The following is a 13,450-nucleotide window of genomic DNA, read 5'->3' on the forward strand; positions in this document are numbered from 1 at the left end:
CACAACGAGACTGCACCGGGCTCGAAGTCGCGTTGTCCGTGGCGTCGTTCATTTCGCCCGCGAGCAGGTCCGCGCGTGTTCCCGAATTCGCCCCCACCACATCCCAGCGCAGGTGCGATCGTGACACGCGCGGCCCTCACCGGTGGGGCCGGTCCGGCCGCCCGCCGTGCGAGGCGCGCCGGCTCTTTCCGGCCGCGGCACCGGGCCGATGGCCGGACCCGGAGGGCCGGGCGGACCGAGCAGCCGAGGTGGAGCGCCCCTGCCGGTGTCCGCTCCCCGCCGCACCGGCATAGGACCTGCGGGGCGGAACCGCCGCGCCGTGTCGTGTCGCGCCGTGTCGTGCCGTGTGTTGTGCCGTGCTGTGCTGTGCCGTCTCACGCCGGACCGCGGCACGTCGGACCTTGGCTCCCGCCGTGGCATGTCCGGCCTTGGCACGTCCGGCCGTGACGCGTCCAGGGGCGGCGCGCTGGGTTCTGGCGTGCCGGACGGCGGGCCGTGCCGCTGGAGGAGCGGCGCGAGGTGGGGTCAGGCTCGCCCAGCCCGTCCTGCTCGCCGGCGCGCTGCCGGCGCCCCTGCGGAGTGGCGCACGGGGTGAGGAGCCACGGGCCGCCGTGTGGGCTCCGGTGGAGACCGGCGTGCCACGGGTGGAGCGGGCCGTACTGGATCGGGCCGTGGTGGAGTGCGCGGTGGTCGAGCGGTTCAGAGGGGCGGCGGCGGGGGCGGCCCGGGGGGCGGGGGGAGTGGTCCTGCCGCCTCCGGCCAAGGGACTGGTCCTGGCGCTGCCGGAAGCCGCCTCACCGCCGTTCGCCGCGCCGTCCGTCGCGTCCTGCGCGGAGGCGCTGTCGCCGTCGTCGTGCTTGTCGCGCTCGGCCTCTCGCTTCTTCTTCTCCTTCTTGCGCTGCTTCTCCAGCGCCTCCTTGAGCCCGGGCGTGAAGCCTCCGCCGAACCGGGCCATGTCGGGCGGGACGAAGCCGTACGCCGGGGTGTCCCGCAGGGCCGCGCGCATCGAGTCCACCCAGATCGGGCCGGGCAGCGAGGCGCCCTGCACCGCCCCGTAGTACCGGCCGCCGATGGTGACGCCGGTGAGCGGATAGCGGTAGGAGCCGCGGATGTCGCCCACGCTGACGGCGGCGGCGAGGGCGGGCGTGTATCCGGCGAACCAGGCCGAGGTGTAGCCGTTGTTCGTGCCGGTCTTGCCCGCGACGGGCCGGTCGATGGACTGGCCGCGCATCGTGCCCTTGGTGAAGACTCCCGTGAGCACATGGCTCACCGCGTCGGCGACCGCGGGTTCGAGCGCGGTCACGCAGGCGGGCGGTGTCTCGGTGCGGGTGCCGTCGCGCTCCACGACGGCGGTGACGGCCATCGGCCGGCAGTAGCGTCCCCGGGCGGCGAACGCCGCGTACGCCGCAGCCACGGTCGTCGGGTCCATCTCGTTGGCGCCCAGCGTGAACGTCGGCACCTCGTGGAGCGGCGTGCCGTCCGCGCGCTTGATGCCGAGCGACTTGGCCGTCTGCACGACGTCGCACAGGCCGACCTCGCGCTCCAGCCGCATGTAGAAGATGTTCACCGACTGCCAGGTGCCCATCTCCAGGCTCAACGGCCCGCCGCCGCCCTCGCCGCCCGCGTTGTGGATGACCGTGTTCGGGTCGTTGACGGCCTTGCCCGAGCAGTCGCGATAGCCGTACGACGGGACGTACGCGCCGGGGATCGAGAAGCCGTCGCCGAACCGCATCCCCTGCTTGAGCGCGGTGGCCAGCGTGAACACCTTGAAGGTGGACCCCGCCTGCAGGCCGAGCCCGCCGCCGTGCGCGGTGTCGGCCGCCAGGTTGTAGGTGGTGCTGGGCCCGAGGTCGCGGTCGTGCGGGTTGCGCCCGTAGTGCTTGCTCACGGCCATCGCGCGGATGTGCCCGGTGCCCGGCTCGATCATCGTCTCCGACGCCACCTGGTTGTCGCGGGGCCTGACCCGCGCGGCGATGGCACGCTCCGCGGCCCGCTGCGCGACCGGGTCGATGGTCGTCCAGATGGTCAGCCCGCCGCGCTGCAGGCGCCGCTCCCGGTCGGCCCTGCTGTAGCCGAAGGCGGGGTTGGTGAGCACCTCGCGCTCCACGTACACGCAGAAGAAGGGGTGTGCGCTGCCCGCGCAGCCGCCGGGCTCGGGACTCAGGTGCAACTCAAGCGGCTCGGCCGTGGCGGTGCGCGCCGCGTCCTTGCCGATCATCCCGAGCTCCGCCATCCGGCCCAGGACCAGGTCGCGCCGGGTGCGCAGCCGGTCACGGTGCTCGTCGCCCAGCGAGGGATCGGTGTCGTACGGCGTTCGCACGGCACCGGCGAGCGTCGCGGCCTGCGTGAGCGTGAGGCTGGCGGCGTCGACGCCGAAGAACCGCTTGGCCGCCGCCTGGACGCCGAACGCCCCCGCGCCGAAGTAGGCGATGTTGAGGTAGCGCTCGAGGATCTGGTCCTTGGTGTATTTACGCTCCAGCGCCAGCGCGTACCGCAGCTCGTCCAGTTTGCGGCGGAACGAGCGGACGAGCGCCTGCGCGCGCTCCTGCTCCGACTCGGCCTGGGTCAGCATGATGTTCTTGACGAGTTGCTGGCTGATGGACGAGCCGCCCTGCCGGATCCCGCCGGCCCGGGTGTTGGTGACGAAGGCACGCAGCGTGCCCTTGAGGTCCAGGCCGCCGTGCTCGTAGAACCGGGCGTCCTCGATGGCCACGATGGCCTGGCGCATGACGGGGGCGACCGCGCTCAGCGGCACCGACTGCCGGTTCTGGTAGTAGAACTGGGCGATCTGGTGCCCGTTGCGGTCGAGCAGCCGTGTCACCTCGGGCAGCGGCTCCTCACGCAGGGGCGTGGGCAGGTAGGTGAGGGTGGACGCGGCGCTCCTGGCCGCCAGGCCGGCTCCGCCCACGAAGGGCATCACCAGCCCGGCGACCAGGGTGCCCCCGGCCGCGCCGCACATGCCCAGGGCGAGGACGGCGCGCCCGAGATTGACGTGGCCGAGAAGACGAGAGGTCACGGGATATCAGTGCGACCTCTGGCGTTTCTCCAAACCCAGCAGCCGCAAAGCTTTACGTAAGCCTGTTGATCTTCAATCCGAGGGAGGTGAACTGTTCGAACGGCCTGTGGTAACCGCGTTCGATGTGGTTGACGCCGCGCAGGGTCGAGGTGCCCTCGGCCACGGCGGCGGCCAGCACGGCGGAGAACCCGGCGCGGATGTCGGGGAGTGTGACGTCGGCCCCACGCAGGTTGGAGATTCCGCGCACGACCGCCGAGTGCTTGGCGTTGGTGTCGTGGTAGCGGCACGCCGGTCCGCCCAGGCACTGGGCGAACACCTCGATCTCGCACCCCATCTTCTGCAGCGCGGGAACGTACACGAGCCGGTTCTCGAACACCGTCTCGTGCAGCACCGACATGCCCTCGGCGCGGGTGAACAGCACCATCAGCGGCGTCTGCCAGTCCGTCATGAAACCGGGGTGGGTGTCGGTCTGCACCGCCGCGGCGCGCAGGCCGTCCGGGGCGGAGGCGCAGAGCCAGTCGTCGGTTATCTCGAACCGCGCGCCCATCCTCGCCAGCGTGGTGATGGCGGTGACGAGCCGGTCCTGGTGGCAGCCGTGCACGCGCACCTCGCCGCCCGTCACCAGGCCCGCCACGAGGTAGGAGAACGCTTCGATGCGGTCGCCGGCCAGCCAGGTGGAGGCGCCGTGCAGCCGTTCGACGCCCTCGATGACGATGCGCCGGTCGGGGCTCAGCTCGATCATCGCGCCCATGCGCTGGAGGAACAGCGCCAGCTCCACCACCTCGGGCTCCATCGCCGCGCCCTTGATGACGGTCTTGCCCTCCGCCAGCACCGCCGTCATGAGGATCGTCTCGGTGGCGCCCACGCTGGGGTAGGGGAGCGTGATGCGGCTGCCGCGCAGCCGGGCCGCCTTGGCGGTGATGCCGTTGTCGCCGACCTCGATCTCCGCGCCCATCGACCGCAGCGCCTCGACGTGGAAGTTGACCGGCCTCCTGCCGATCGGGTCGCCGCCGACGAGGGGGACGAACGCCTCGCCCGCCAGGTGCAGCAGCGGGCCGAGCATCAGGATCGGGATGCGGTTGAGCCCGGTGTACTCCTCCGGCACCCGCGGCCGTATCTCGGTGCCCCGCTCGATGGTGATCTCACCCGGGGTGATCTCCACGTGGATGCCGAGGGCTTCGAGCATGGCGGCGGTGAGCCCCACCTCGCCGACCTCGGGGGCGTTGTGTAGCGTGCTCGGACCCGTGCCGAGCATCGCGGCCACCATGTGTTTGGAGACCGCGTTCTTCGATCCCCGGACCTCCACGTCCCCCCGCAGGGGGCCGGACGGGTCGATCTGCCATACCTCTTCGCTCACTCGGCCTCCTTGGCCCACACCGATGCCGTGTGTCCCCTGCACCCGGCTCAAGCAAGAGTAACGGGACCGGAGCCGATCACCACGTGGGTACTATCGGGACGGTGCGGCATCTGAGGGGCAATCTGGCGGCGATCGGCCTTACCGTCCTCGTGCTCGCCGTCCTCGGGGTGGTCGCCGGATACGTGTGGTCGGCGCTCGCCCCCACTGCGCAGTACGTGCTGATCGACGGGACGCCGCATCTGGCCGATCCCGAGTCGCAGTCGCTCATCGAGGCCGACGGCTGGTTCGCCGTGGTCACCGGCGCGTTCGGCCTGGCCTGCGGAGTCGCGGGCTACGTGCTGTCGCGCAGGCGGCCGGTCGAGGTCCTCATCGGGCTCGCCGTCGGCGGACTGCTCGCCGGATACGTCGCGATGCTGGTCGGCGGCACGGCCAAGGGCGGGATCCAGGCGGCGGGACCGGACGGCTACACGACCACGACCTCGCTGGACCTGACCGCGCACGGCGTGCTGTTCGCCTGGCCGCTCCTGGCCACCGCGGTCTTCTGGGTCATCGAGTTCGCCGTGACCTACAACCAGAGGGGCGGCCCAGCCTAAGCCCCGCCGCCGGGTCCGCCGAGGTCCGGCTCGGTCCGCCAGAAGCCGGTCGCCCGTTCGAAGGCGTGCCCGAGGCGCAGGACGTCCATGTCGGCCCACGGCCTGCCCACGATCTGCAGGCCGACCGGGAGGCCGTCGGGCGTGAAACCGCACGGCACCGACATCGCGGGCGCGTGCAGCACGCTGATCCAGTAGCACGACCGCATCCAGGCCAGGTAGTCGGGCATCTCCACCCCGGCCACCTGCGTGACGTACGGCTGCTCGACCGGGAACGGCGGCACCTGGCTGACGGGTGCCACCAGGAAGTCGTAGCGGCCGAAGAACTCGCGCATGCGGTGGAACAGGCCGGTGCGCAGCCGCTCGGCCCTGGCGAGGTCGGCCCCGGTGACCTTCCGCCCCTGCTCCACGTTCCAGGCCACGTTGGGGCCCACCTCGGGGAGGTCGCCGAAGTTGAGCGCGTAGTACCACGACCGGTAGACGCGGAACGCCTCCTCCGCGGCGGACAGGTCGAGGTCCACCCGCTCGACCTTGGCCCCCAGCGCGGCCAGCGTCTCGGCCCCCCGCGCCGTCGCGGCGGCCGTGCGCGGGTCGACCGGGAGGCCGCCGAGGTCGGGGCTGAAGGCGACGCGGACCCCGGCGAGGTCCATGTCGAGAGATCCCGCGAACGCCGAGCCGTCCTCGCGGATCGAGAACGGCGAGACCGGGTCGAACCCGGCGACGGCCGACATGAACAGCGCCAGGTCGCCCGCGGTGCGGGCCATCGGCCCCGGCACGCTGAGCGTGAACCAGGCCGCCGTCGCCGACTTCGCCGGCACCCGCCCCGGGGTGGGCCGCAGTCCCGCCACATTGCAGAACGACGCGGGGTTGCGCAGTGAGCCGCCCATGTCGGAACCGTCGGCGAGCGGCACCATCCGGCAGGCCAGCGCCGCCGCCGCGCCGCCGCTGCTGCCGCCCGCGCTCTTCGACGGGTCGTAGGGGTTGCGGGTCGCCCCGAACACCTCGTTGATCGTGTGCGAGCCGGTGCCGAACTCCGGGGTGTTGGTCTTGCCCAGCGCGATCCCGCCCGCCTCGCGGATGCGCCGCACGAGCGGGTCGTCCTCGGTGGGGACGTGGTCGGCGAACGCCCGCGAGCCGTAGGTGGTGCGCACGCCGGCGGTGTCGGCGAGGTCCTTGTGCGCGACCGGGATGCCGTGCAGCGGGCCGTGCACCAGGCCGCGCCGCAGGTCCTCGTCGGCGCGTGCGGCCTGGTCCAGCGCACGCTCGGCGGTCAGCGTCACGACGGCGTTGACCCGCGGGTTCGCCTCCTCGACGCGCCGCAGGCACGCCTCGGTCAGCTCGACCGCGCTCACCTCGCGCGCCCGCAGCAGCGCGGCCATCTCCGTCGCGGTCAGATCGGCCAGCTCGTTCACGTCTCCCCCGTTCGGTGTGCTTCCCGGCCAGTCTCATGGCCGGTGAGCCGTACGGGCGATGGCAACAGTAGACAGGCTCCAACAGTAGACAGGCTCAGAGCTTCGCGATGGGGGCGGTCACGGCCTGGGCGAGCCGGACGAGGTTGCCCGGCGCGGTCTCGATCTGCAGGCCGCGCCGTCCGGCGGAGAAGTAGATCGTCTCGAAGCCGAGCGCGGACTCGTCCACCACGGTCGGCAGCCGCTTGCGCTGGCCGAGCGGGCTGATGCCGCCGACCACGTAGCCGGTGACCCGCTCCACCTTGGCCGCCTCGGCCATCGCCGCCCGCTTGCCCTTCAGGGCCGCCGCGAACGCCTTGAGGTCGAGCTTGCCCGCCACCGGCACGACCGCGACCGCGAGGCCCGCCTCGGTCTCCGCCACCAGCGTCTTGAAGATCCGCTCGTACGGCAGCCCGAGCGCGTCGGCCGCCTCCTCGCCGTACGCCTGGGCGTTCGGATCGTGGTCGTAGGGGTGAAGGGTGAACTCCGCCTTCGCCTGCGTGAGGGCGACCGTCGCCGGAGTGCTCTGGCCGCCCTTGCTCTTGGTCTTGCTCACGACGGCAAGCCTAGTGTGGAGGCTCCTCTCCGATCCGCCCCCGGCGGACGACCCCGTCAGGGCAGGACGGAGCGCACGGCCTCGGGGGAGCGGGCCACCACGGCGGTGCCGTCGTCGGCGGTGATGATCGGCCGCTGGATCAGGATCGGGTGGGCGGCCATGGCCTCGATCCACCGCCCGCGGGCCGCCTCGTCGCGCGGCCACGACTGCAGGCCCAGCTCCTCGGCGACGGGCTCGCCGAGGCGGGCGACGTCCCAGGGCTCCAGCCCGAGGCGGCGCAGCACCTCGGCGAGCTCCTCCGCGCTCGGCGGGTCCTCCAGGTAGTGCCGGACGGTGTATCCGGCGCCCTCGGCGTCGAGCAGCGACAAGGCCGACCTGCACTTCGAGCAGGCTGGGTTGATCCAGATCTCCATGGGGCCATTGTCCCGCCCGGCTGCGCGTAAACAGGTCCTCATGCCCACCCGGCGAATGGCAAAACGATCTAAAGGGGACAATCTATCTACGTGGCCTTTGTCGATAGGAGCGGCCGAGCGGAAGGGCAGTCGATGGGAACGGTCGGGGGTTTCGCGGGCGGTGCCGGGGGCGGTGTCGCGGGTGACGTCGCGAAGGGGCAGGCATGCCTGTTCGGCGGGCTGGGGGTGTGCGTCACCGTGCGGCCGGAGGGCCTGGCGGTCAACCACGGCATGAGCTACTACGGGGTCCACTGGCAGACCCTGCTGCCGTACGCCGTGGGTCTCGCCGGAGCCGCGCTGTTCACCCACCGGGCGCTGCGCACCGCGGCGGCCCGCACGCCGTACCCGGCCCACCTGCGGGGGATGGCCGGCTGGTTCGTCGCGCTGCTGGCCGGGATCGTGCTGACGCCGTACACCCTGGGCGGGGCCGTCGACTGGGCGCACCGGGGGCTGGGCGCGGCCCTGTTCGCGCTCCAGCTCCTGCTGGCCGGGCGGCTCGTCGCGTGGGCCCACGGTGACGCGGTCGGTGTCGCGTTCTTCCTTCTCCAGCTCGGCGGGGGCGTCCTCGCCGCGGTGTACGTGCTCCAGACCGAGGGGCTGCTCATCCACGGCGAGGCGACGTTCCAGCTCGGATTCGCCCTGGTGCTGGCCAGGACGCTCCCGCTGATCGCGCCTCCGATCGCCGCGCCTCCGATCGCCGCGCCGGCCGCCGCCCCGGGATCGGCGGCGGCGGTCTCAGCCCAGTGAGATGACGATCGGCCCGCCGCGCGGGTCCGCGCCGGACAGCAGGGACGACGGCACCCGAAACACCCGGCCGGGGGAGACCGGCCACGGCAGGACGCGGCGGGCGATCTCGCGGCCGTCCTGCGCCACCACCACCCTGGCGACGGCGCGGTGCTCGTCCGCCCACAGCAGGATCCGGTGCCGGGGCGGCGCGCCGGCACCCGGCCTGACCAGGCCGGGGGACACCCACCGGAACGGCGCCTCGGCCCGCAGCGGGATCGCACCCGCGAACATGCCGCCGGTCTCGCCGCCTCCGGCGTCCCCGTGCTCGCCGCCCGTACGCGTGCCGGAACTCGTCGCGCCGCCCGAGGGACGCGCCGCGTCCGGGAGATCCCTCCCGGCGGGCCGGTCCACGGTGCGGGAGGCGGCGGGGGAAGCCGCGGCGAGGTAGGCCAGGACGTGCCGGACCACGTGGCGGCCGTCGAGGGCCGCCACGTCGGCGGTGTCCACGGGGTGGACCAGGTTGCCGACGGCGAACACGCCGGGGCGGCTGGTGGCCAGGGTGTTGTCCACGACCGGGCTCCTGCTGCCCGGGTCGATCGCCAGCCCGGCGGCCCGGGCCAGTTCGTTGTCGGGGATCCAGCCGCCCGTGAACACCACCGTGTCGCAGGGCACCGTGCGGCGCTCGCCCGTGCGCAGGTCCTCGACCTCGACCGACTCCACGGCGTCGCGGCCGTTGATCCGCACGACCCGGGTGACGGTGGCGACGGGCACCCGCAGCACGGCCCGCCCCGGCACGCTGAACGCCGCGTACGACTCGGCGCGGGCGTGCTCGGTGGTCATCAGCACCGTGCGGCAGCCCGCCGCGCGAAGGGTGAGCGCGGCCGACCAGCTCACCGGCTCGGCCCCGACGACGACGGCCCGCGTGCCGACGCTGCCGTGGTGCAGGTGGACCACGTTCTGGAGCTGCCCGGTCGTCAGCACGCCCGGCGGGCGGTCGCCCGGCACCATCCGGGCCGCGCGGGGACGTTCCCTCGCGCCGGTCGCCAGGACGACGGCGCGGGCGTCCACCCGCAGACGTCCCTCCGGGGTGGTGACGTCGAGGGCGTGCGCACCCTCCCCGCCGGCCCCATCCCCGCCGGTGGCCGAGGCCCATCCGGTGACCATGGCGGAGGTCCGCACGCGCGCCCCGGCCTCCAGCGCCCGGTTGGCCAGCAGGCGGGCGTACGCCGGGCCGGTCATCACCGTGCGCAGGTCGCGCAGGCCGTAGCCGGTGTGGGGGCTGTGCCGGGGGATGCCGCCCGCCTCGCGCTCCCGGTCGAGCACCAGCACCCGCAGGCCGGCCGCCGCGAGACCGGCGGCGGCGGTCAGCCCTGAGGGGCCGCCGCCCACGACGGCGACGTCGGTGGTGAGGCGCATCACGATCCCTCCACGCGGGCGAGGCGCCCGGCGATCTCGGCTCCGCAGAAGAAGCCCTGGCAGCGGCCCATCATGGCCCGGGTGCGGCGGCGCAGACCGTCGAGGTCGGCCGGGGGAAGCGGGGAGGCCAGGGCGTCCCTGATCTCCCCGGCGGTCACCCGCTCGCAGAAGCAGACCACGGTCCCGTACGCCGGGTCCCCGGCGATGAGGTCGTCGCACATGTACGGCCGGGGGAACGCCTCGCCGATGTTGGGCATCCGGGGCGGTTCCGGCACGTCGCCGCGTACGGAGGTGAGCAGGCCCGCCTCGGCCAGCAGCTCGGCGGCGTGCTCGGCCAGCGCCATGGACGCGGTCAGCCCGGTGGACCGGATGCCGCCGAGCACGAGATAACGCCGCGCGGTGTCGAGGTGGACCTGGTAGTCGCCGTGCTCGGTGGCCGCCCGCAGCCCGGCGTAGGAGGCGGTGACCTCCTCCCGCATCAGTGCGGGCATGAGCGCGAGGCCCTTGTCCACCAGGAACGCGAACCCCTCCTCCGAGGTGGAGGTGTCGGCGCGGTCGCGCAGGTCCTCGGCGGTCGGGCCGAGCATCACGTTGCCGTAGATCGTCGGGCTGATCAGCACGCCCTTGCCGCGCGAGCCGGGCACGGGCAGCACGATGCGGTTCGCCAGCGGCCCGGCCATCTTGTCGAAGACCAGCAGCTCGCCCCGGCGCGGGGTGACCGTGTAACGCTCGTGCCCGAACAGGCGGTCGACGGCGTCGGAGCCCAGCCCCGCGGCGTTGACGACCCAGCGGGCCCGCAGCGGGCCCCGGTTCGTCAGCAGCACGGTCTCCCCGTCGCCGTCCCCGCCCCCGTCTCCGTCTCGCCGCACGCCGTCGACCCGCGTGTTCAGCAGCACGGCGGCGCCCCGCGCGAGCGCCTCGGTGGCGAACGCGAGCGTGGTGGTCCACGGGCAGATGATCGACTCTCCGGGCACGGTCAGCCCGCCGAGCGCCCCCGGGCCGAGGGCGGGGACCTGCCGGTAGACCTCGTCCGCGCCGACGACCTCGCACTCCCGGCAGCCGTTCCGCGCCGCCTTGTCCGCCAGCCCGTCGAGCGCGGCCAGCTCCTCGCCGGTCCACGCGACCAGCAGCGCGCCGGTCCGCTCGACCGGGATGCCGGCGCGCTCGGCGTACCCGCCGAGCAGCTCGTATCCCCGCCGCACCAGGCGTGACTCCAGGGTGCCGGGCCCGCGTCGAAGCCGGTGTGCAGGATCGCGGTGTTGGCCTTGCTGGTGCCGTCGCCGACGTCCGGGCGCGCCTCGACCAGCGCCACCGACAGGGGCCGCCCGTCCGTTTCACGCCCGGCCGGCTCACGTCCCGCCAGCTCGCGGGCCACGGCGGCGCCCACCACGCCGCCGCCGACCACCGCCACGTCGACCGTCCCGCCGGGCAGCGGCCCGGACCTGCTGACTCCTCCGCTCACGCGTCCCTCCCCGTCTCGATCGCCGCGCGGACGCCCCGCCGCCAGCGCGTCATGAACTCCTCCGCCCGCTCCGCCGGCCGGCGCGGCTCGTACGTCGTCGCCGGAGCGCACGCGGGCACGGCGCCGGCCAGCGTGAGCGAGGGGGTCACCGCGAGGCGGGCCAGCGCGGCGGCGCCGAGCGCGGTCGCGTGCGGCGACGGATAGACGTCCACCGGCGCCTGCAGCAGGTCCGCCTGGGCCTGCATGAGCGCGGCCGACCGGGTGAGGCCGCCGTCCACCCGCAGGCGCGCCGGCGGCCGCCCGAGGTCGGCCGCGACGACCGCCGCGAGGTCGGCCACCTGGGCGGCGATGCCGTCCAGGACGGCGCGGATCAGGTGCCCGGGCCGGGTGGACAGCGTCATGCCGAGGAACGCCGCGGTCGCGTCCGGCCGCCACCAGGGCGCGGCCAGCCCGGCCAGTCCGGGGACGAACAGCACGCCCTCGGCGTCCGGCGCGGCCAGCGCGTCCAGGTCGGAGGCGTCGCCGACGAGGCCGAGGCCGTTCAGCCACCGCACCGCGGAGGCCGCCGTGTAGACCTGCCCGTCCACGCAGTAGGACGTGGCCCCCCTGGCCCGCCACGCCACCGACGTGGTCAGGCCGGAGGACGAGCGCACGGCCCTCTCACCGGTGTTGGCGAGCAGGAACGCCCCCGTGCCGTACGTGCACTTGGCCTCGCCTGCCGACAGGCAGCCCTCGGCGAGCAGCGCGGCCTGCTGGTCGACGACCAGCCCGCCGACCGGGATCTCCCCGCCGAAGGCCCGGGTCGTCCCGGCCACCTCGTCGCAGGCGACGATCGCGGGCAGCCGCTCGCCGTCCAGGCCGAACAGGCCGAGCAGCTCCCCGCTCCACTCGACCGCGTCGAGGTCCAGCAGCGCCGACCTGCTCGCGGTCGCCGCGTCGGTGACGAACTCCCCGGTCAGGCGGTGGACGAGCCAGGTGTCGCTGGTCGTCACCACCCCCTCGCGGGTCAGGTTGCGGCGGATCCACGCCATCTTCGGAGCCGAGAAATACGGGTCGAGCACGAGCCCGGTCAGCTCGGCGATCCTCTCGGCGTGCCCGGTCAGCCCGGCGCACACCTCCTCGGCCCGCCGGTCCTGCCACACCAGCGCGGTGGTCAGCGGCTCGCCGGTCGCCGGGTCCCAGGCCAGCACGGTCTCGCCCTGGTTGGCCAGCGCGACCGCGCCGACGGGCACGCCCGCGGCCGCGACCGCCTCCCGCCCGGCGGCCAGCACCGAGCCGAGCAGTTCCCGCGGATCCTGCTCCACCCGCCCGCCCGGCAGGTACGCGGGACGGACCGGCGCCTCGGCCAGCGCGAGGACGGCGCCGTCGCCGCCCACCACGATCGCCTTGGTGCCCGAGGTGCCCTGGTCGATCGCGAGCACGGCCGGGGCGGAGGGGTGGGACATGGATCGTCTCCTGGCTGGAGCTGGGGGAGTCGCGACGGCCAGCCTATGGGTTGATCACCTGGGCGCCCGCGCTGACCAGGGCGGACGCGAGCGCGGGAGGGGGTGCCGCGTCGGTGAGGAGACCGGACAGGCCGTCCAGGGCGCACACCCGGTAGGCGGCGACCCTGCCGTGCTTCGAGCTGTCGGCGAGCACGTACGTCCGTGCGGCGCCGGCGAGGATCACGCGCTTGGTCGCGACCTCGTCGAGGAAGTAGTCGGTGAGCCCGGCTTCGGCGTCCAGCCCGCCCGAGCCGAGGAACGCCACGTCGGCGCGCAGGTCCTGGAAGAACCCCAGTGTGTGGGCGTTGGAGACGGCGAGGTCGCCCTGCCGGACACGCCCGCCCGCCACCAGCACCTCCACGCCGGGACGGCCCGCGAGCTCGGCCGCCACCAGCAGCGAGCAGGTGGCGACCACACCCCGGAAGGACGGCGGGACGGCCCTGGCGAGGTGGACGGCGGTGGTGCCGACGTCGATGATCACGGTCTGGCCCGGGCGCAGGAGCCGCGCCGCGAGCTCGCCGATCACGGCCTTCGCCTCCGACTGGCTGGTCGAGCGCTCCAGGTAGGACAGTTCCTCGCCGGTGCCGGACGGCGCCGAGGTCGCCCCGCCGTGCACGCGGACGAGCAGCGCCCGGCGCTCCAGGATCGCCAGGTCGCGCCGGACGGTCTCGTGGGAGACGCCGAGCAGCGCGGCCAGGTCCTCGGTGCGCACGGTTCCCTTCCGCCCGAGGCTTTCGATGATCCGCTGGTGACGCTGCGCCGGAAGCAAGAGATCCGCCCCTTGACCGAATGTGACTGTTGTCGCCCGAGAGTGTGGATCGGTGCCCGGAAACCTGTCAAGGGCAGGGGCCGGAAATCGGGCGGAGGAGAGAATTCCCAGCTCCCGGGGGGTGCGCGCGCCGGTGAAACGCCCGTCCCGAATGCTGGACACACGCTGATCCGT

11 protein-coding genes and 1 pseudogene are annotated in these 13,450 nt (G+C 73.9%); 2 read left to right on the plus strand and 10 right to left on the minus strand.

Translation table 11 applies throughout. From position 1 onward, the window contains the following. Window positions 1-136 precede the first annotated feature (136 nt). Together BXA11_RS02015 and murA are read right to left on the minus strand one after the other, a co-directional pair. Window positions 137-3,016 carry a transglycosylase domain-containing protein gene (locus tag BXA11_RS02015; RefSeq protein ID WP_076432208.1) on the minus strand — a complete coding sequence of 960 codons (2,880 nt, stop codon included), beginning with the start codon at window positions 3,014-3,016 and terminating at the stop codon, window positions 137-139. 52 nt (window positions 3,017-3,068) lie between these two features. Further along, on the minus strand, window positions 3,069-4,373 hold the full coding sequence (gene murA / locus BXA11_RS02020) for a UDP-N-acetylglucosamine 1-carboxyvinyltransferase (RefSeq protein WP_076432210.1): 1,305 nt from the start codon (window positions 4,371-4,373) through the stop codon (window positions 3,069-3,071). 101 nt (window positions 4,374-4,474) lie between these two features. Here murA and BXA11_RS02025 point away from each other — a divergent pair, with 101 nt between their 5' ends. Beyond that, window positions 4,475-4,966: a hypothetical protein gene (locus BXA11_RS02025; RefSeq protein ID WP_076432212.1), complete on the plus strand. Its 492-nt coding sequence runs from the start codon at window positions 4,475-4,477 to the stop codon at window positions 4,964-4,966. On the opposite strand, the gene BXA11_RS02030 is transcribed toward BXA11_RS02025, so the two are convergent. The 3 genes from BXA11_RS02030 to BXA11_RS02040 all read right to left on the minus strand — a co-directional run bounded on the left by BXA11_RS02030 (window position 4,963) and on the right by BXA11_RS02040 (window position 7,380). Next, window positions 4,963-6,375, minus strand: coding sequence for an amidase (locus BXA11_RS02030; protein WP_076432214.1), 1,413 nt, complete (start codon window positions 6,373-6,375; stop codon window positions 4,963-4,965). The genes BXA11_RS02025 and BXA11_RS02030 overlap by 4 nt on opposite strands. 94 nt (window positions 6,376-6,469) lie before the next feature. Next, a complete protein-coding gene (gene ybaK, locus BXA11_RS02035; RefSeq protein ID WP_030509932.1) occupies window positions 6,470-6,967 on the minus strand; it encodes a Cys-tRNA(Pro) deacylase in 498 nt (165 codons plus the stop codon). A gap of 56 nt (window positions 6,968-7,023) precedes the next feature. Continuing rightward, window positions 7,024-7,380, minus strand: coding sequence for an arsenate reductase family protein (locus tag BXA11_RS02040; RefSeq protein WP_076432216.1), 357 nt, complete (start codon window positions 7,378-7,380; stop codon window positions 7,024-7,026). Window positions 7,381-7,512: 132 nt separating this feature from the next. Between BXA11_RS02040 and BXA11_RS02045 the strand changes: the two genes are divergently transcribed. Beyond that, a complete protein-coding gene (locus BXA11_RS02045; RefSeq protein WP_076432218.1) occupies window positions 7,513-8,166 on the plus strand; it encodes a hypothetical protein in 654 nt (217 codons plus the stop codon). On the opposite strand, the gene BXA11_RS02050 is transcribed toward BXA11_RS02045, so the two are convergent. The 5 genes and pseudogenes from BXA11_RS02050 to BXA11_RS02065 all read right to left on the minus strand — a co-directional run bounded on the left by BXA11_RS02050 (window position 8,155) and on the right by BXA11_RS02065 (window position 13,276). Next, entirely contained in the window at window positions 8,155-9,561 is a 1,407-nt protein-coding gene (locus tag BXA11_RS02050; protein WP_076432220.1) for an NAD(P)/FAD-dependent oxidoreductase, read from the minus strand. The two genes, BXA11_RS02045 and BXA11_RS02050, sit on opposite strands and share 12 nt — an antisense overlap. Further along, complete coding sequence (locus BXA11_RS45605) at window positions 9,561-9,905, minus strand: (2Fe-2S)-binding protein (protein ID WP_308441004.1); 345 nt, start codon at window positions 9,903-9,905, stop codon at window positions 9,561-9,563. The genes BXA11_RS02050 and BXA11_RS45605 overlap by 1 nt, the downstream gene beginning before the upstream one ends. Window positions 9,906-9,935: 30 nt before the next feature. Further along, window positions 9,936-11,134: pseudogene (locus BXA11_RS44300) on the minus strand (NAD(P)/FAD-dependent oxidoreductase); the annotation flags it as partial. Further along, the gene (locus BXA11_RS02060; protein WP_076432222.1) at window positions 11,020-12,468 is read right to left on the minus strand and encodes an FGGY family carbohydrate kinase; all 1,449 of its coding nucleotides are present in this window, start codon (window positions 12,466-12,468) and stop codon (window positions 11,020-11,022) included. The pseudogene BXA11_RS44300 and the gene BXA11_RS02060, both read right to left, overlap by 115 nt. Before the next feature lie 43 nt (window positions 12,469-12,511). After that, window positions 12,512-13,276 (minus strand): DeoR/GlpR family DNA-binding transcription regulator, encoded by a 765-nt coding sequence (locus BXA11_RS02065; protein WP_076432224.1) that lies wholly within the window; start codon window positions 13,274-13,276, stop codon window positions 12,512-12,514. Window positions 13,277-13,450 lie beyond the last annotated feature (174 nt).

This window comes from Microbispora rosea, assembly GCF_900156315.1.
In the GTDB taxonomy this organism is placed as follows: domain Bacteria; phylum Actinomycetota; class Actinomycetes; order Streptosporangiales; family Streptosporangiaceae; genus Microbispora; species Microbispora rosea.